General features: G+C 62.5%; 16 protein-coding genes and 1 pseudogene. 5 read left to right on the top strand and 12 right to left on the bottom strand.

Annotation, left to right across the window (positions count from 1 at the left end; genetic code table 11):
• Positions 1 to 205: 205 nt before the first annotated feature.
• From LPA36_RS09665 to LPA36_RS09645, 5 genes are all read right to left on the bottom strand, one after another.
• Positions 206 to 1,114, bottom strand: a complete 909-nt coding sequence (locus tag LPA36_RS09665) for a LysR family transcriptional regulator (RefSeq protein WP_228875926.1) — start codon at positions 1,112 to 1,114, stop codon at positions 206 to 208.
• 67 nt (positions 1,115 to 1,181) lie between these two features.
• A complete protein-coding gene (locus tag LPA36_RS09660) occupies positions 1,182 to 1,943 on the bottom strand; it encodes an ABC transporter permease (RefSeq protein WP_228875925.1) in 762 nt (253 codons plus the stop codon).
• A complete protein-coding gene (locus LPA36_RS09655; RefSeq protein ID WP_228875924.1) occupies positions 1,940 to 2,866 on the bottom strand; it encodes an ABC transporter ATP-binding protein in 927 nt (308 codons plus the stop codon). The genes LPA36_RS09660 and LPA36_RS09655 overlap by 4 nt, the downstream gene beginning before the upstream one ends.
• An 80-nt stretch (positions 2,867 to 2,946) precedes the next feature.
• Entirely contained in the window at positions 2,947 to 4,119 is a 1,173-nt protein-coding gene (locus tag LPA36_RS09650; protein WP_228876521.1) for a patatin-like phospholipase family protein, read from the bottom strand.
• Between the two features lie 129 nt (positions 4,120 to 4,248).
• Complete coding sequence (locus LPA36_RS09645; protein WP_228875923.1) at positions 4,249 to 6,318, bottom strand: putative bifunctional diguanylate cyclase/phosphodiesterase; 2,070 nt, start codon at positions 6,316 to 6,318, stop codon at positions 4,249 to 4,251.
• 182 nt (positions 6,319 to 6,500) lie between these two features.
• Here LPA36_RS09645 and LPA36_RS09640 point away from each other — a divergent pair, with 182 nt between their 5' ends.
• Both LPA36_RS09640 and LPA36_RS09635 read left to right on the top strand, forming a co-directional pair.
• A complete protein-coding gene (locus tag LPA36_RS09640; RefSeq protein ID WP_228875922.1) occupies positions 6,501 to 6,776 on the top strand; it encodes a hypothetical protein in 276 nt (91 codons plus the stop codon).
• Between the two features lie 83 nt (positions 6,777 to 6,859).
• The gene (locus tag LPA36_RS09635) at positions 6,860 to 8,968 is read left to right on the top strand and encodes a phosphocholine-specific phospholipase C (protein ID WP_228875921.1); all 2,109 of its coding nucleotides are present in this window, start codon (positions 6,860 to 6,862) and stop codon (positions 8,966 to 8,968) included.
• A gap of 203 nt (positions 8,969 to 9,171) precedes the next feature.
• Here the strand turns inward: LPA36_RS09635 and LPA36_RS09630 are convergent, their stop codons facing one another.
• On the bottom strand, positions 9,172 to 9,540 hold the full coding sequence (locus LPA36_RS09630) for a helix-turn-helix domain-containing protein (RefSeq protein ID WP_228875920.1): 369 nt from the start codon (positions 9,538 to 9,540) through the stop codon (positions 9,172 to 9,174).
• Between the two features lie 154 nt (positions 9,541 to 9,694).
• Between LPA36_RS09630 and LPA36_RS09625 the strand changes: the two genes are divergently transcribed.
• Entirely contained in the window at positions 9,695 to 10,567 is an 873-nt protein-coding gene (locus LPA36_RS09625; RefSeq protein ID WP_228875919.1) for a sugar phosphate isomerase/epimerase family protein, read from the top strand.
• 50 nt (positions 10,568 to 10,617) lie between these two features.
• Entirely contained in the window at positions 10,618 to 11,667 is a 1,050-nt protein-coding gene (locus LPA36_RS09620) for an isopenicillin N synthase family dioxygenase (RefSeq protein WP_228875918.1), read from the top strand.
• A gap of 8 nt (positions 11,668 to 11,675) precedes the next feature.
• Here LPA36_RS09620 and LPA36_RS09615 read toward each other — a convergent pair whose 3' ends face one another.
• Positions 11,676 to 12,632 carry a quinone oxidoreductase family protein gene (locus tag LPA36_RS09615; RefSeq protein WP_228875917.1) on the bottom strand — a complete coding sequence of 319 codons (957 nt, stop codon included), beginning with the start codon at positions 12,630 to 12,632 and terminating at the stop codon, positions 11,676 to 11,678.
• Between the two features lie 195 nt (positions 12,633 to 12,827).
• Here LPA36_RS09615 and LPA36_RS09610 point away from each other — a divergent pair, with 195 nt between their 5' ends.
• Entirely contained in the window at positions 12,828 to 13,034 is a 207-nt protein-coding gene (locus LPA36_RS09610; RefSeq protein WP_228875916.1) for a hypothetical protein, read from the top strand.
• A gap of 64 nt (positions 13,035 to 13,098) precedes the next feature.
• Here LPA36_RS09610 and LPA36_RS09605 read toward each other — a convergent pair whose 3' ends face one another.
• The 5 genes and pseudogenes from LPA36_RS09605 to LPA36_RS09585 all read right to left on the bottom strand — a co-directional run bounded on the left by LPA36_RS09605 (position 13,099) and on the right by LPA36_RS09585 (position 18,850).
• Positions 13,099 to 14,532 (bottom strand): DUF1254 domain-containing protein, encoded by a 1,434-nt coding sequence (locus tag LPA36_RS09605; RefSeq protein ID WP_228875915.1) that lies wholly within the window; start codon positions 14,530 to 14,532, stop codon positions 13,099 to 13,101.
• A gap of 208 nt (positions 14,533 to 14,740) precedes the next feature.
• Positions 14,741 to 15,106, bottom strand: a complete 366-nt coding sequence (locus LPA36_RS09600; RefSeq protein WP_228875914.1) for a response regulator — start codon at positions 15,104 to 15,106, stop codon at positions 14,741 to 14,743.
• Between the two features lie 29 nt (positions 15,107 to 15,135).
• On the bottom strand, positions 15,136 to 15,675 hold the full coding sequence (locus LPA36_RS09595) for a hypothetical protein (RefSeq protein ID WP_228875913.1): 540 nt from the start codon (positions 15,673 to 15,675) through the stop codon (positions 15,136 to 15,138).
• Positions 15,672 to 16,406: a methyl-accepting chemotaxis protein gene (locus LPA36_RS09590; protein WP_228875912.1), complete on the bottom strand. Its 735-nt coding sequence runs from the start codon at positions 16,404 to 16,406 to the stop codon at positions 15,672 to 15,674. Before LPA36_RS09590 ends, LPA36_RS09595 begins: the two co-directional genes overlap by 4 nt.
• Before the next feature lie 63 nt (positions 16,407 to 16,469).
• Positions 16,470 to 18,850 (bottom strand): annotated as a pseudogene (locus tag LPA36_RS09585) (MCP four helix bundle domain-containing protein).
• Positions 18,851 to 18,948: the final 98 nt, after the last annotated feature.

The following is an 18,948-nucleotide window of genomic DNA, read 5'->3' as shown; positions in this document are numbered from 1 at the left end:
ATCGCTCAACTGGCGTGCACGCGTTCCCTCTGGACAAGCGGCGTGCACAGCCAATCAGCAGATAATTTAGTACGCGAGGGCAACCCGAAAATATTCGGTAGCGCACATGCAACACGGACGTGCATGCAAAAGCGCATGCACGAAGGCGTGCGCGTCGCGCCGGTGCAACGGATTTCCGTGCACCGTGCGAGCGCTGCGGCGTGCGTCAGGTGTGCAGATCGGGATGATTCCGGGCGATTTCGATCACCCAGTCGGTGAACGCGCGGACCCGCGAGCTCAGATTTCGGCGATGGGGATAAACGAGCGACAGCGGCGTGGCCGGCGTCTTGTAGCCGCTCAGGATCTCCCGCAGTTCGCCGCGCTCGATCAGCTCCGCGACCATGAAGCGTGAAGGCTGGATGATGCCGAAGCCGCGCACGCCCGCACTCACATAGACAGTGCCGTCATTCACCGCAAGCGGGCCTTCCAGCGAAACCTTGACGATCTCGCCGTTCACTTCGAATTCGAACGGAAAGGTTTTCCCCGAGCGCGCGGACACGTAGTTCACGGCCTGATGCGCCTGCAGATCCTCGATCGTCGCGGGCGTGCCATGCTCCTCCAGATACGCTGGCGAAGCGCACGTGGTGAGTGGTGCGTTGCCGATACGCCGCGCAACGAGGCTCGATTCCTCGAGCGCGCCCATGCGGATCACGCAGTCGACGCCATCCTGCACGATATCGATGTTACGGTCCGCAAGACCGAGACGCACTTCGATATCCGGATAGCGGCGATAGAAATCGTCGAGCACGGGGAGCAGCAGCGTTCTCGCGAGCGTTCCCGATGTGTCCACGCGGATCGTGCCCGAGGGGTTCTGGATCTTGTTCGATAACGACGAATCCGCATCCGCGAGGTCGGCCAGGATGCGAACACAGCGCTCGTAATAAAGCGCGCCGTCGTCCGTGACGCTAACCGAGCGTGTGGTGCGATTCAGCAAACGCACGCCAACATGCTCCTCCAGCGCCTGAACCAGGTTGCTGACCGATCCACGCGGCAGATCGAGCAGCTCTGCCGCTTTTGAAAAACTGTTGGTTTCGACCACGCGGGTAAAGACTTCGATTGCCTGGAGTCGATCCATTGCCAGGGCACTCCTCGTGAGTAGCGGTTAAACGGGCGTCATGCCATCGGTGAAAAGCGGGTGTCCGTTACGTCTTGAGCCGGTAGCCGGTCCTGAAGATCCACGCCACGATCACAAGGAACACCGCGAGAAACACGCCCGTCATTGCCAGACTGATACCGACGCTCACGTCCGCGAGTCCGTAAAAGCTCCAGCGAAATCCGCTCACCAGGTACACGATCGGATTGAACAGCGTCACGACTTTCCACACCGGCGGCAACATGCTGACAGAATAGAAACTGCCGCCGAGAAACGTCAACGGCGTGATGATCAGGAGCGGCACCAGTTGCAGCTTTTCGAAACTGTTCGCCCAGATACCGATGATAAATCCGAGCAGGCTGAACGTCAGCGCGGTCAGCACGAGAAACAGGATCATCCAGAACGGGTGCTGAACCTGGATAGGCACAAAGAGTCCCGCGGTTGCAAGAATGATGAGGCCGAGCGCGATCGATTTTGTCGCCGCCGCGCCGACGTAGCTCACCACGATCTCAAGATACGAAACCGGAGCGGACAGCAATTCGTAAATCGTGCCGGTGAACCTCGGGAAGTAGATGCCAAACGACGCGTTGGAGATGCTCTGCGACAGAAGCGACAACATGATGAGACCCGGCACGATGAACGCGCCATAGGTGATGCCGTCGACTTCCTTGATACGCGAGCCGATCGCCGCACCGAACACCACGAAATAGAGCGACGTGGAAATCACTGGCGCGATAATGCTTTGCATCAGCGTGCGCCAGGTACGCGCCATTTCAAAGCGGTAGATCGCGCGGATTGCGTAGAGGTTCATTGTCCACCTCGCACGAGGCTCACAAAGATATCTTCAAGCGAACTCTGTGTAGTGTGAAGGTCCTTGAAACAGATGCCGGCATCGTTCAAGTCCTTGAGGAGCGCAATGATGCTGCCGCCCTCGCCCTGCGTATCGTAGGTATAGGTCAATTCGTTTCCGTCGCCGGAGCGCTCGAGGTTCCAGCCTGCAAGGCTCGCGGGGATGCCCGCAAGCGGATGATCCAGTTGCAGCGTCAACTGCTTCTTGCCCAGCTTGCGCATCAGTTCTGTTTTGTCTTCGACGAGCATGATCTCGCCCGCATTGATCACACCGATACGGTCGGCCATGTCTTCGGCTTCTTCGATGTAGTGCGTGGTCAGAATAATCGTGACGCCGCTTTCACGCAGCGCACGCACGAGTTTCCACATGTCGCGCCGGAGTTCCACGTCGACGCCCGCAGTGGGCTCGTCGAGAAACAGCACCTGCGGTTCGTGCGACAGCGCCTTGGCAATCAGCACGCGCCGTTTCATGCCACCCGAAAGCGTGATGATCTTGCTGTTGCGCTTGTCCCAGAGTGAGAGATCGCGCAGCACCTTTTCGATGTGCGCCGGATTCGCCGGCTTGCCGAAGAGGCCCCGGCTGAACGACACCGTGGCCCAGACGGTTTCGAACGCGTCTGTCGTCAGTTCCTGCGGCACGAGGCCAATCATGGAGCGCGCGGCGCGGTAATTGGCCGCGATGTCGTGCCCTGCGACCATGACGTTCCCTTCGCTCGCGTTGACAATGCCGCAGATGATGCTGATGAGCGTCGTCTTGCCCGCGCCGTTCGGCCCCAGCAGCGCGAATATCTCACCCTGGCGGATCGTGAGATTGATGTTCCTGAGCGCCTGGAAGCCGGTGGCGTAGGTTTTGGACAGCCCGGTAACGGATAGGATCGGTTGCATGAACGCGACGATAGCAGAAGCCGGGCGTTCGCTGTTTTTCCCGAACAATGCGCGCCGCCCGGGCTTCGGTCAGGCTCGGGTCAGGCTTCCCTGGTGCACGCGCCCATCCTGTACACGGAAATGCCTTCCATCGGATCGGGCGCTTCGCGCCACGGCGCGCGTTGCAGCGCCTGCGCCGTGTCTTCGTATCCAGCCGCCCAGCGGCGCGCGATACCATCGGCGGAGAAATCGATGTCCTTGTTCAGGTCGTCGCCGTCGAAGCGCGGCGCGTCCAGTTCCAGAACCTGCATCGTCGTGCCGCAACCCCAGCCGAGCAGTTCCTTCACCTCGGGCTTGTCGCGCAAGGTTTTGGGCAGGTGCTCGCCGAGTTCGCGGATCACGTGGCGCAGGCGGTGAATCTGCTTTTGCCTTTCCAGATGGCTCTCCGCGCGGCTCGAATACTGGATGTCGCGCTGCCGGCTCATCACCTGCCAGACCGATTGCGGTTCCGGTCCGCTGCCCGGCCACAGCTGCACCGCGAAAATCACCGAGTCGCGCCGGGGGCGGTCATCGAGCACCGCCTCGAGCGGTGTGTTCGAGTAGATGCCGCCGTCCCAGTACATTTCGCCGTCGACGCGCACTGACGGAAAGCCTGGCGGAAACGCGGCAGACGCCATCACGTGATTCACGTCCATCGGCGCATCGCGGTTCGTGAAGTAGCGCATGCGGCCCGTGCAGACGTTCACGGTGCCCACCGTCAGACGGGTCTGGCCGCCGTTCAGATGCTCGAAGTCGACGAGCGCCGCGAGTGTTCTCCGCAGCGGGTCGGTCGAATAGAACGCGGCCTGTTCGAGGCCGACGGGCGTGTGCACGCCCATCCATGCACCCGCGCGCGGCGTGAAGAACGACGCAATCCCCTGGGTGACGGTTGCCACATCGCGCGACCAGTGATCGAGTGCGGGCAGCCAGCCGGCGGTCGCGCTGCCATGTTGCGCGACGCCGTCCCAGAAGCGCTTGAGGCGCGCAAGCCGCGCCTCTGGCGGATTGCCCGCGATGATCGCGCCGTTGATGGCGCCAATCGATGTGCCGATCACCCAGTCCGGCTCGACGTTCGCGTCATGCAGCGCCTGATACACGCCGGCCTGATAGGCACCGAGCGCCCCGCCGCCCTGCAGCACGAGGACAACCTGTCCGGGAATGTCGTGACCCGCTCCAGGCCCAGGCGCTGCTTCAGGGGGCGCATCCTCTTTAACACCGGCTGCCTTTCTGGCCATCATGGCTCTCCTTCAGCGAACATGTCGTGCCGGAAAGCGCCACAAGAGCGCGTCGCCGGACCCGGTCTACGCATGCTAAAGGGAGTATATGACCGCAGCCGTCACAGCGCCCGTGAACGGGCACTGGCGTTACGCGGGGGCCGTCTGCTGGTGAAGGAGCGTGCCGAACGCATCGGCGGTGAGTGGCTTGCCGAGCAGGAAGCCCTGAATCTCGTCGCACATCATCGTCTTCAGCTTGGCGAGCTGCGAAGGCGTTTCCACGCCTTCGGCGACCACATCCATTTCGAGCGAGTGCGCGAGCGCGATGATCGCCGAGACGATCGCGTCGCCTTCGTGGCCATCCGCATCCAGTCCGTTCGTGAAGAAACGGTCGATCTTCAGCTGCTTCACGCGAAAACGCTGCAGATACGCAAGGCTCGAATAGCCGGTGCCGAAATCGTCGATTGCAATCTCGAAGCCGTGGTTCTGGAACGCGTGAATCATCTCGATGGTTTTCGGCGCGTCCTGCATCGCGACGGATTCGGTGATCTCGAACATGATCTGGTGGCAGTCCACATTCTCCTCGCGCACGATCTCCAGCACCGTATTCACGAGGTCAGGCTGCATCAGCTGTCGTGGCGACAGGTTGATTGCGACACGCATCGGCGGCAGACCATCCGCTATCCAGCTGCGAATCTGCCGGCACGTTTCGCGCACCACCCAGTGTCCGATATGCACGATCTGTCCCGAGCGCTCCGCGATCGGGATGAACTCCATCGGGGCAAGCAGGCCCAGTTCGGGGTGATTCAGCCGGAGCAGCGCCTCCGCGCCGGCAAGCTCGCCGTTGTCGCCGCGAAACTTGGGCTGGAAATGCAGCGAGAAATGACCTGACGAAAGCGCGTCGTGCAGCGCACTTTGAATTTTCAGCGTACGCGTCGCGACTTCATTCATGCCGGCTTCGAAGAAACGGTACGTGCCGCGGCCCGCGCGCTTGGCTTCGTACATCGCGGCGTCGGCGTTTTTCAGCAGCGTGTCGACGGTGTCGCCGTCGTCGGGATACAGCGAAATACCGATGCTCGGCGTGACCTGCATCGGCTGGCCGTCGCTCCATGCGCCCTTGCGCATCCGGGCGAGCACGCCTTCGGCCATGATCTCCGCATCGCGTGGCGAAGCGAGATCCTCCAGCAGCACGACGAATTCGTCGCCGCCGAGACGCGCCACCATATCGCCTTCGTGCACACAACTTGAAAGGCGATGCGCGAACGCCTTGAGCACCTCGTCGCCGACGGAATGGCCAAGCGAATCGTTGATCGTCTTGAAGCCGTCGAGGTCCATGAACAAAATTGCAAATGACTTCCCGTTGCGCCGCGACGACTCGATCACCAGCTCGATACGCTCGGTAAGCGTGCGGCGATTGGGCAGATCGGTAAGCGCGTCAAACGCGGCCATCCGCACGATCTGTCCAGTCAGCCGTGTGACTGAACCGGTCAGCAGCGTTGTGCGCGCATCGAAGCGGGACAACATCAATGTCACGATGAGGATCGCAAAGCTGAAGAGCGTGACGGTCGTTGCGAGCCATTCGGAGTTGATGCCGCGCGCGGCACCGCAGATCGCGCCCGCCGGAAAATCGGCCGCCGCGATGCCGGTGTAGTGCATGCCCGTGATCGCGAGGCCCATGACGAACGCCGCGGCCACCCGCTTCGTGATCACGTAGCGCTGCTTCGAATCGCGCAGCGTGTGCGCAATCCACAGCGCGACGGTCGCGGCGGTAATCGCAATGGCGATCGATGCGCCAAAGAGCACCGGGTCGTAGTCAATGCCAGGCTGCATCTGCATCGCGGCCATGCCGGTGTAGTGCATCCCGGCAATGCCAAAGCCCAGCAGGATGCCGGCCATCGCCAGCCGCGATGCCTTGAGCTCGCCCCGCGTCACGATAAAGAGCGCGAACCACGACACGACCATCGCGATCGCGAGCGAGTATGCGGTCGTGCGCAGGTCGTAGCCCAGCGGAATCGGCAGCGAGATCGCGAGCATGCCAATAAAGTGCATCGACCAGATGCCCACGCCCATCGCCGCCGCGCCGCCAGCGAGCCACGCATGGCGCGCCAGCGTTCTGCCCAGCAGGGTGATACGCCCCGCCAGATCGAGCGCCGTATACGAAGCGAGGGCCGCCACGACAAGCGAAAGTGCGACCAGCCAGAAGTTGTACGTGCTCTGCATGATTGAACGGCGTGCGCGGATTAACCGGGTTAGCTGATTAACGGCCTGCGCAACGATTTCTTAAGGCCCAGTATCTGGATATCGCGCATCCAGCACATTCACAAATATTACACAGGTCGCTGGTTATCCTTCGACGTCGTCAGAGCGATCCCACTGGTTGGTCCGTACCGTTCGAGGCTTCCATGTATGCCTGGTCAGCGCATTGCCCCGCGTCACGTCGCAAACGTTTGCTTGCTGCCATTGCAACGCTGGCTGCCGCGTCGCTGTGCGCATGCCTCAGTGCATGCGGCGACGACGACAGGCCTGCCACGCGCCCGCAACCCGCCGCGCCTTCGATCACGGCCACCGACACGCCCGCCGCGCCTGCACTGATTGTCCAGACACCTTCGCAGACATCGCATGCCGCATCCGATGGGCTTGTCGCGCTTGCGCCGCCCGTGATTCACACCGCCGACTGAAGTCCCCGCGCCGCGCACGGTACGAACGATAATGGGATCCACGCGCGGCATGTCCCCTTCCATATAGAAAGAACGACACCGACATGACATCGAAGAATCGCCGTGATTTTCTGCGTTCCGCCGCCCAGCTAGCCGGTTCCGCAACCGCGCTCTCCATGCTGCCGGCGGGCATTCGCAACGCGCTCGCCATCCCCGCGAACAACGCCACGGGCAGCATCCGCGACGTGGAACACATCGTCGTGCTGATGCAGGAAAACCGCTCGTTCGACCACTACTTCGGCTCGCTGCGCGGCGTGCGCGGCTTTGGCGACACACGCGCCATCTCGTTGCCGAACGGCAAGCCAGTCTGGTATCAGCCGCTCGCGGCCGACGCCGGCTACGTGCTGCCGTTTCGCCCCACGGCGCCGAATCTCGGCCTGCAGTTCCTGCAGGACCTGGCGCACGACTGGCCGACCACGCACCTTGCGTGGAACGGCGGCCGCTACGACCAGTGGGTGCCGAACAAGGGCGCAACAACGATGGCCTACCTGACGCGCGACGACATTCCGTTCCACTACCAGCTGGCCGACGCGTTCACGATCTGCGACGCCTACCACTGCTCGCTGATGGGCCCGACCGACCCGAACCGCTATTACATGTGGACCGGCTGGGTCGGCAACGACGGCAGCGGCGGCGGCCCGGTGATCGATAACGCCGAACTCGGCTACGGCTGGTCGACGTATCCTGAAGTGCTGCAAAACGCGGGTATTTCGTGGAAGGTCTATCAGGACGCAGGCACGGGTCTCGATGCAAAAGGCTCATGGGGCTGGACGCAGAATCCGTATATCGGCAACTACGGCGACAATTCGCTCCTCTACTTCAACCAGTATCGCAACGCGCAGCCGGGCAATCCGCTGTACGACAATGCGCGCACCGGCACGAACGTCGCCGCCGGCGGCACGTACTTCGACATCCTGAAGCGCGACGTGCAGAACAACGCTTTGCCGCAGGTCTCGTGGATCGTCGCGCCCGAAGCGTATTCCGAGCATCCGAACTGGCCGTCGAACTACGGCGCGTGGTACGTCGATCAGGTCTTGCAGATTCTCACGTCTAACCCCGACGTCTGGAGCAAGACCGTGCTCCTCATCAACTTCGACGAAAACGACGGATTCTTCGATCACGTCTCGCCGCCGTTCGCCGCGGCATCCGATGCCAATGGACTTTCGACTGTCGACACCGCCAACGAAAACTACGCAGGCGACCCGAAAAATCCCGCTGGCCCGTATGGGCTCGGGCCGCGCGTGCCGATGCTCGTCGTGTCTCCGTGGTCGAAGGGCGGCTGGGTGTGCTCGGAGGTGTTCGATCACACGTCGGTGATTCGCTTCATCGAAAAGCGCTTCGGCAAGCATCACGATCTCGGCGAATCGAACATTTCGCCGTGGCGGCGTGCCGTGTGCGGCGATCTCACGTCCGCATTCAACTTCGCGAATCCCAACGAAGCGTTCCCGTCGCTGCCGCCGACGACCGGCTACGTGCCGCCCGACCAGAATCGCCACCCCGACTACGTGCCGCTGCCGCCCGCCGTGCAGGCCGTCCCGAAACAGGAACCGGGTGTGCGGCCCGCGCGTGCCGTGCCGTATGAACTGTTCGTGCGTGTTAACGTGGAAGGCGCGCAGGGCAAGGTTTCGATGCGCTTTCTCAACACAGGTGAAGCGGGCGCGGTGTTTCTCGTCTACACCGCGAACAGTGCCGACGCGCCGCGCAGCTATACGGTTGAAGCGAAGAAGCGCATCGAAGACACACTGCCGCTGAACGCAGACGGTACGTACGATTTCACCGTGCATGGGCCGAACGGCTTCCTGCGGCGTTTCGCGGGCAAACCGGCGTCGGGTCACGGGTGGAGCGAGGAAAAGGCGCGGCCCGAAGTGGCCGAAGGATACGACGTCGCGAATGGCAACCTGCAGTTGCGGCTGGAGAACCCGGGCGCCGCGCGCTGCCAGTTCAGGATCACGAACGCCTACGATCCCGGCGCGACGATCACCCATGCTGTACGCGGCGGCGATACGGATCAGGTGTACCTCGATCTGCGCAAGGCGTTCGGCTGGTATGACCTGACGGTATCGGTGGATACGGATGCGAGCTTCGCGCGCCGCTTCGCCGGTCACGTGGAAACGGGCCGCAGCAGCATGAGCGACCCGGCGCTCGGCGGCTAGCCACGCCACTTCACACCACGCGCACGTCCTGCGTAAGCAGGCGTGCGCCGGTTGTGAAAGGACGTATCCGCGTTAAAACTGGCTCTCGCCGATCATGAGCGCCACCGCGAAGCGGCAGACCTGCGCGAACAGCGCGCTCCAGTCGGCTTCGATACCCACTCGCCCGTTCATTCAATCGAATGATTGTGTAACGACGCAAATGCTCAACCGAGTTGGCCGAAGCGTTCCTGCACGTAGGCCAGAAACTGCTCGAGCCGCTCCTCGATTGTGGGCGAAAGGCTCACGTACTTGATACGCCGATCGTGTTCCGCGCTTTCCTCCCGCATCCAGCCTTCGTCGATGAGTGCCTGCACGTAGCGCACCGCCGTGCGCCGGCTCACGCCGGGCATGAAATCGTAGAGCGCCGTCTTGGCAAAGTAACGCTCGTCGTCCATCCACATCCCGCAGAACAGGTCGCTGTAGTTCAGGTCATTCAGCCCGATATCGCCGAAATACGCTGACCATTGCCTGTCCATATCGAGGATCGCATTCGCGACCGCCTTCCCTTTGGTGCGGGAGATCTTTCGAATCATCGTTCCATCCGTTGAATAACGCCCGCACAGTTTATGGGCAAAATGCGCCCAAAGTCGAGCACGCTTTTTCCGCTTTCACGTCCTGCGGTTTATTTTTTTCACCCACTTTTTTCATCTATTATTGCATGCACTTTGGCATATAAATGAGGTAGTGATGAAACTAAAACTGTTCAAGACGTTCTGGGGTTTCGAGGGCGGCCCGGACGATGCAGCGCCGCTCGTGCGTGCAGCCGGCTTCGACGGCATCGAGGCGCCGGTGCCCGGGGGCGAAACCGCGCGTGAGCGTTTCGCGGCAGCGATCGATGAGACGCAGCTCGATTTCATCGCCGAGATCACGACCGCCGGCAGTTATGTGCCCGAGCGTTCGGCAACGCCCGCCGATCATTTGCGCGACTTCGAGGACAAGATCGTCTGGGGCAAGCCGCTCAAGCCGCGCTTTTTCAACGTGATGGCCGGCTGCGACGCGTGGTCTGTCGCGACACAGGTCGATTTCTTCGCACGCGCCGTGGACATCGCAGCGAAACATGACGTGACCTGCAGCTTCGAAACGCATCGCGGGCGTTCGTTCTTCAATCCGTGGATCACGCGCGATGTCGTACGCGCGGTCCCGGCACTCAGGCTCACGTGCGACTTCAGCCACTGGGTATCGGTCTGCGAGCGGCTGCTTGAAAGCGAGTGGGACACGCTGCTCGAACTCGCGCCGCATGCACATCATCTGCATGGCCGCGTCGGTTATCCGCAAGGCCCGCAGGTGCCCCATCCGGCTGCACCCGAATACGCGGATTGCCTGCTGTCGCATCAGCGCATGTGGGAAGCGATGTGGACCGCACAGATCGAAAACGGCTACACGACCACCACCATGACGCCGGAGTTCGGCCCCGACGGCTATCTGCACACGCTGCCCTTCACGAATGCGCCCGTCGCGGATCTGTGGGAAATCAATACGTGGATGGGGCAAACCGAGCGCCGTCATCTTGCTGCCTTTCTTGTGCAACGTGCCGATGCGTCGATGGCGCACGTCGCATGACGCACGCCGGTCATCCAAACCACGATTTACTCTCACCCGGGCCTTTTGCCATGAACGTCACACATACCGGCTTCGACCGGCTGCCGGTTGTCGATGTCAGCGGTCTTTACAGCGACAGCCTTGACGCGCGTCTCGCGACGGCGCGCGTTCTCGACCGCGCCGCGCGCGATGCGGGCTTCTTCTACGTCACCGGCCATCAGGTCACGCGCGCGCAGCAGGTGACGCTCGTCGATCAGGCGAAGCAGTTCTTCCGCGCGCCCGAAGCGTGGAAGATGCGCTACTACATCGGTAATTCGCGTGCGCATCGCGGCTACGTGCCAGAAGGCGAAGAAGTGTTCGCGGGCGGCAAGCGCGACCGCAAGGAGGCGTTCGATACCGGTGCCGACCTTTCGCCCGACGATCCGCTCGTGCAGGCCGGCACACCGCTTCTCGGCCCGAACGTATGGCCCGACCAGTCCGGCTTCGACCACGCCGTGACCGACTATTACCAGGCCGCGATGGCGCTCGGGCGTGTGCTTTTTCGTGGCTTTTCGCTCGCGCTCGGTCTGCCGGAAACGTATTTCGAGCGGTACCTGAGCACGCCGCCCAGCCAGTTGCGCCTGATTCATTACCCGCACGACGCCACTGCCGCCGACGCACCCGGCATCGGCGCCCATACCGACTACGAATGCTTCACGATCCTGATGCCGACCGCGCCCGGACTCGAAGTCATGAATGGCGATGGCGTATGGATCGACGCGCCGCCGGTCGACAACGCGTTCGTCGTCAATATCGGCGACATGCTGGAAGCGTGGACGGGCGGCACCTATGTCGCGACCTCGCACCGTGTGCGCAAGGTCAGCGAGGAGCGCTATTCATTTCCGCTCTTTTTCGCGTGCGATTACGCGACTGTGGTGGCGCCGCTGCCGGCGTTCGCGACGCCCGAAGCGCTCGAACAGTACCCGCCCGTCGCCGCTGGCGATCACCTGTTCGCGCAGACAGCGCAGAGCTTCACCTACCTGAAGCAGCGCATCGAACGTGGCGAACTCGTGCTGCCCGACGGCTCGAAAGCGCTCGCGAGTTTCGGACAGCAGGCCCGTTATGCGGCCGTCGACGAATGAAGCGTGGATCACATCGTAAACACCGTGCGCGCGGACGCTTCACTGGTCCATGCGCGTTCGACGTCGGTTAGCGGTACGGCGTCGGCTTCGATCGAAAATCCTCCGCTCACCACCGCCTTCAGCAATGCGCCAATCGCACCCACCAGCCGCTCGTTCGACACGCTGCCAAGCCCGCTGCCCATGATCTCCAGCCCCGAACTGCGCAGCGCGGCAGCCGGCATCGTGATCGTGTTGCCCGCCAGAGAGCCGATCTGCACGAAGCGGATACGCGGCTCTGCCTCGCCGCTGTGCCCGCCCACGGCGGCGAGCAGACTTTCCGCCGAAGGCCCGTACAGGTAGTCCAGGATCACGTTCACACGATGGCTGCGAATGGCATCGCGAAACGTTTCGGTCAGCGCGCCGGGTGGCGCATCGAGCGGAATCAGCACGTCGGCGCCGAGCGCGCCAAGGCCTTCGATACTCTTCGCGTTGCGTCCCGTCACGATCACCTTGCTCGCGCCGAGATGGCGCGCGATCTGGATCGCGAGTCGCCCGGAAACCCCGGTTGCGCCGTTGATCAGCACGTTTTCGCCGCGCTGGAAATGCGCACGTTCCGTCAACGCCGCCCACGACGACATGCCCGGATTGCCGATCGCCGCAGCGGTGACGTCGTCGACGCCATCGGGCACCGGCACGCAGTACGCGGTCTTCACAACGGTGGTTTGCGCCATCGCGCCGAAAATCCCACGCGGAAACGCGAAGTACACACGCCGCCCGTCAGGCAGCAGCCCCACACCGTCGATGCCCGGCACGAGCGGCAGCGCCTTGCCGCTGCTGTAGTGACGCCCGGACGCCTGGCTCTTCACGAGCTGGCTGAGCGCGGCCGCCCGAACCTGCACGAGCGTCTCGCCGGCAACGGCAACCGGATCGGCAAAGTCGCCGTACCGCGGCGGCGCGTTGAAATCGTGGACTACCGCTGCTTTCATCAGAGGCTCCCGGGTTCGAACGACGACCGTAAGGTCACGCGTTCACGTCAATCGGACCGATCCTGCATTCTACGGACGTCCGCGCATTGCCGTCGAAACAGTGGGCGTGGTCGCGTGGATCGCGCGAAATCCGGGCTGCCTTCGGGTACAGCGATTGCTGACTGTAAGGTTGTCTTCCCAACCTGCGAGATCGCCATGAATAACGCCCCCAACCCCGCTCCCGGCAAGCCGGACGAGGCTGACGAGCATGACAGGCCTGACCGCGAGGCCCCGAACGATCTGTCCGTTCCGCTCGGCGATGCGATCCCGACGCCGGTCGAACCGGGTCTGGATCAGCCCCTGCCGGAAAAAAGCAGCATCGAGCCGACCGAAGAAGAAAGCACAAACAAAAACCGCCCGTAGTCCGTGAAGGGCGACGGGCGGTTCAGGCTTCCGCGAAACACGGAAGCCATTTTCAACGGTTCGTTTATTTCGCGGGCTGGATCTTCGGCGAAACCCATTCGTTTTTCAGCAACGCGGGCTTCGGCCAGTAGTAACGCATCGCGATCATGAACCCGCCTTGCGGCGCGGGGAGCCAGTTCGGCTCTTTGTCCTTGCCCGGCGAATCGCTCTGGATGTAGATCGTGTAACCGCCGTCCGGATCGGTCTTCAGATCCGGCAGCATCGGCGCATTGATCAGATAGCGGTTGATCGGATTCTTGACCAGCAGTTGCTGCGGCACGTTGTACATCGTCATCGACCAGAACGCGTTGACGGGCGGCAGTTGCCCCTTCGCGAAATGCAGCGTGTAGTGTTTGCTGCCATCGAGCGGCTGGCCCGTCGCGTCTTTCTCCAGAATCGGATACAGCGCCTCGTCACGCGAATTCGCGCCGATGCCGACCTGCGTGCCCGTGGCGCGCGCCACGTAATCGTTCTTCAGGAACGCTCGCGAACCGAACAGCGTGTCGCTGTGGCCAGCAAGCGAAGCGCGGCGCGCATCGATTGCCTTCTGCCCCGCTTCCATGCCCGCTTTCAGCGCCGCCTGCGTGTCGGCCGGGAGTGCCGACACGTCGAACGGCTTGCCCGGCACGATCCCGATCTGCTCGAAGCGATGACGCAGCGCCGCTTCGGTCGGATTCACCGGTGCGAACTGCAGCATGAATGCAAGCTGGTTGAAGAACTCGAGCGATGTGCGCTCCGTTCCCGGCGGCAGCGGCTTGATCCAGTCGATGGCGGGCCCCGGCGGCGGTGCGGGTTGACCTTCGAACGCGGAGAGCGGCTCGATCCTGTAGCCGGCCTGAATCTTCTTCACGTTGTCGAGATCGGCGGGATTGAAGAGCTGGGTGCGGCCCACCACGTTGACGAATTCCGTTTCCGAACGAATGACCTTCGTGATGCCTTTCGGCGTTGCGCCCTTCCAGTGAGGACCGGCGATCAGATAGTGTCCGCCCTGGTTACCCGTCGTGCGACTGCCAATGTAGTCGAAGTTGAACGTGTACGTATCCATCAGCTGGAATACGAAGTAGCGGTTCTTCTCCATCGGCGGAATCGTGATGACGACCGGCTCCGCGCGCAGGTCCAGCCCGGCGAACGAGTACGGCGTATCGGAATTGGGCGTGACAAACGCCGTGTCGTCAGGGGTGAAGACACGCGCGATATTCAGGATCGAATTGAACGGCCCCTTGTACTGCGAACCGGTCTTGTCGACGGAGAACGCGTACATCGTGCCGTACATGTCGACCATCGGCGTGCCGAAAATATAGGCTTCCTTCGCGATGGCCTCGACCTGCGCGGGTTTCAATGTGCCGCTCCCCGCGGAAGGGTGTGACGCGTCGTGACTGCCTGCGGTCTGGGTTGCAGCCACGGATGCCATCGCGGCGGGCAACAGCAGCGAGAGACATACGATCTTCTTTTTGAGCATGGATATCCTGTATGAGCCTGGAGATGACCGCGTCGACGGCGTTCGCGGATCAACGCATTCTAGCGTCCGGATACGCGTGCGCGACGGGTCGATTCACATTGCATGCATCAGGCATGACATCGCGCAGAAATCTGGTGCGACATGCTATCCATGACGTCTCCGGAAGCGGCGCCGGTGGCAGATTTCGGGGCCGTTCCTGACGGCGCATTCAGCCCGCCAGCTTCCTGAACGTTTCGAGCACGGCGTCGCCCTTGAATGGCTTCACGATCCAGCCCTTCACGCCCGCCGCCTTGCCGCGCTCCTTCATAGCGGGGCTGCTTTCCGTCGTCAGCATGATCACGTTGACCGTGTGGTTCGCGAGTTCGCTGCGGATCTTCTCGACCATCGTGAGGCCGTCCATGTTCGGCATGTTGACGTCGCTGATCACGAGCCGGATGCCCGGGCTTGCCTTCAGGCGTGCGAGGCCATCCTTGCCGTCGACGGCCGTATCGACGTCCAGCCCGTTTTTGCGCAGAAAGCCAGCGACTTCGTCGCGCACGGTGCCCGAATCGTCCACCACCAGAATTTTCGACATATTGTTTCCTGGGACTTCAGTTGCAAAATTCAGAACAGTTCAAGTTCGCCGCCGGTTTCCTCGACCGCGTTCACCTCGACGATAAAGTCGAGCGGCGCGTCCGCGCACACGCAGACCGTCGCGCCGAGCCGCACCGAGCCGTTGATCGTGACGGCGAACGAGGCGAGGTAGCCGGGCTTCAGCTCATCCAGATGCGGCAGGCAATGCGCGCTCAGTACGTAGGGTGTCGACATGCCGAGGTCCGGGAAATAGTTCAGCAGTTCCTGGTTCATCGCGCCGCAACAGAGATTGCAGATCTCGAGAAACACTTCGCGAAACACCGCGCCCTCTTCGTTTCTCACGAAGTAATCGCGCGTCGTGGTGTCCTCGTCGAAATGAAGCACGAGCAACATCCTGAAGACGATCGACGAAATCGTCAGAACCACGACATTTTCCGCGCGCTCGGGCCCGACAGTTCCCTCGCCGGCCGCGACGATTTCGCAGCTGTCGCCCGCCTCCACCGGCAGACGCGTGCGGGCCGCCTTCTGAAAGATGCGCTCGAAGCTTTCCTTTGCGTGCTGGCTGATCACGTCGGCGCCTGATCGAAGCGGGACTGGAACCGGCTTGCGAGCGATGCGACGCTGCCCAGCGAAGCGGTAATCATTTTTCCGCCGGCCTGGATGTCCTGAAACGTGCCGGTCGTCGTGAGGTCGCTGCGATGCAGGCTGTCGCGATAGCTCTTCGACAGCTCTTCCGAGCGCGCCGCCAGTGCCCGCACCTCGCTTGCCACGACCGCAAAGCCGCGCCCGGCCGTGCCGGCGCGCGCGGCCTCGATCGATGCGTTCAGCGAGACGATCACTACGTGCCGCACGATCGACGAAAGCTCCTGATTCTTCGCGTGCATGTCCTGGTTCTGCGTCATCAGCGAGATCATCTGTTCGTGCCAGCGCTCGAACGTCGCGCCAAGACTCTTCAGCCGTGAAGCTTCGCCTGCAATCTGGTGCGCAAGCGCGGCCCATTCATGCCGGTCTTCCGTGAGCGCGTTCATCGATGCGCGGATGCTTTCGGCCGCGTCGGTCTCGCTCGCGAGCTGCTCGCGTAATGCGGTCATCTGCGTTTCGAGTTGCTGCTTTTCCAGCGCAGCCTGCTCGATCGACGCGCGCTGCCCGGCGCCCGTCTGCGTCAGCGCGTCGATGTGCGCCTGTGCTTCAGCACGTTGCTGCCTGCGCGCACGGGCGCTGTAAAGACGATGCGCCGCGAACGCCGCCACGCCGGTCACCGCGCCGCCGGCGAGCGCCGCCAGACAATACTGTTCAATCACAACCTGTCCTTCTGGATGCCCATCGGGCGATGGGAAAGAAATTCACGCAAGCACTGTTTCAGCTCAGCCGGCAAACGCACCCGTCTGCGACGCGTTGACGTCGCGACGCGCGTCCGTGCCGAGGCTGTCGACGGCCTCGCTGTCCGGCAGACAGACAACCGTCTGAAACTGACGGAAGTCGGCGCCGTGATGATCGTCGGTGAAATGCAGCTCGATGCGGCCGTGCTCGCGCGCAAGGAAATCGCGCACCGCGTCCATACCAACGCCACGTCCCGACACTTCGGTGATCGTGTGCGCCGTCGAGAACCCGGGCCGGAAAATCAGTTGCGCGATCGCGTGGTCGTCCAGCTTTTCGTCGGGGCCGATCCAGCCGCGCCCGATCGCAATACCGCGGATACGCGCGAGTGCGAGACCGCGTCCGTCGTCGCTCAACGTGACCTGCAGCAGGCTGTTGTCGACGCCCACTTCGATGTCGATCACACCCGCCGCCGGCTTGCCGTTCGCGACGCGCTCGTCGCCGCCTTCAATACCGTGGTCGATCGAATTGCGCAGCAGATGCATGAAGACGTTGCGCAATGTGCCCGCAGCATGGCCGCGCAGACGGTAGCCGTTATCGGCGATACGCACTTCGGGCGCTGCCTTGCCCAGCTCCTGCGCAGCGAAGGCAACGATTCGAGCACGCCCGCAAGCGCTTCGCCGACGCTCTCCGTTCCCACCAGACGCAACGTCCGGTGCACCGCATCGCGCATGGCGACGAGTTCATCGTGATTCGCGACGTTCGCCGTTTCCAGCAGATGCAGACTTTCGCGGATGTGCGCGCGATCAACCATCAGATAGTGTTCGACGTGACCGCCACGCGCCGCACCCTTGCGCCCGAGACTGACTTCATTGATCGTCGCGTAACTTTCGATCGCTTCGCGCACGCGTGCGAGTTCCTGCATCAGGTCGTCCTGATCCCACGCGTGACCGGCGTCGGCCTCGCGCAGTTCGTGGTAGCGCTGTTCCGTTTCGTGCACGACGTTGGTCAGATACTGCAGGTTGTACGTGCGCGCGCTGCCCTTGATCGTGTGCATATTGCGGAACAGTTCGGCAAGCGCCGCGCCGTCGGCCTGCGAATGCTTGCGGATGATCCGTTCGTTCTCGCTGACAAAACCCGAAGAACTCTCGATGAACCGCTGGAATTTCTCTTCGCTGACCGCGAGAATTTCGCCGATCATTTCGAGCCGGCGCTGCTGCTCGCTCGCCTGGGCGGCGAGCTTGCGCAACTCGGTCACGTCGCGCACGCACAGCATCAGCCGCACGATCGTGTCGCTGTCGTCGGTGATCGCGGACCAGCTGAGGTCGAGCGTCTTCCCGCGGCCATCGGGCATGCGGCGCGTGATCTCTTTCACGAGCAGATGCTGGTTGAACGCGAAGTTGATACAGTCTTCGCCGAGGCACGCATGCGCGGCAGCATCGATCTGCGAGAGCACGTCCGCGCCGAGATCCGTGTCGGCGAACACCAGATCCATCAGACCGCGGCCGGCGATGTCGCGCGTTTCGAAGATCGCTTCCAGATACGCCGAATACTCCGCATGAATCACCGCGCCATCGACGACCGTCAGAATACCCTGCTGCATGTTCTGCAACATCGCCTGAATGTCGGCGGTTTTCTGCTTGAGGAGCGCCGAGCTTTCCTGGATCTTCGCGATCATGCCGTTGAACGCGACGATCGAATGACCGATCTCGTCCATGCGCCCAACTGGCACGCGGCGGGTGAAATCCTGGCTCGACGCGATCTCGCTCATCATCCCCTGCATGCGGCTAAGCGGTCGCGTGATCTGCCGGTACAGCAGCGCGCCGATCGCCGTCAGCAACAGCATGGCGATGCCCGTGACGATCGCGATCGCCGTCGTCGTGGTGGCGAGCGTCGCGTTGAGCGCGGTGATGGCGTCGTCTTTCTCGCGGTTTTTCTCGACGCGCAGCGTTTCCACGATGCCTTCGAGTTCGTCGCGATACTGCGCGACGTTGGCAAACAGAAACGCCTGAGCAAGTTCGTTCTTGCCGGCGGCTTTCATTGCCGCCGTATCGTTGATCGCCGCGAAGTAGTTTTCGACGCTGTCGCGCGCCTGTGCGACAAGTCCTTTCTGCGCGTGGCTCGCGGCCGCGCGGTCCTGCACCGCGAGTGCGCGCTGCAGCGCCGCTTTTTTAGCCTTGAGTTCTTCCTGCGCCTGCGCGACGACGTTGCCATCAGGCGCGTAGACAAGGGTCATCGTGGCCAGTTGCACATCCTTGACCTGCGAGACGAGATCGGCGGAAGCGAGCGTGCCCGGCACGACGCCTTCAGTCACCTGACGGACTTCGGCGGCGCTGCGCCTTGTCTGGTAGACGGCATAACCGCCAATGGCCGAAAGCGCGACGAACATCAGAACGACGAGCAGCGTAATGCGATGACGGATAGTCATGTACAACCCCCGGGGTCAACCAGCGTATCGGGTCCACTTGAAGGACCGCGCGCCTTTTAGATATTTCGAATGGTCGAGCGCGGTGATTATTCGGCAGG

Source organism: Paraburkholderia saeva, from assembly GCF_907164555.1.
In the GTDB taxonomy this organism is placed as follows: domain Bacteria; phylum Pseudomonadota; class Gammaproteobacteria; order Burkholderiales; family Burkholderiaceae; genus Paraburkholderia; species Paraburkholderia saeva.
Note: the sequence above shows the minus strand (reverse complement) of the source record. Positions and strands in the feature narration are given on the sequence as shown.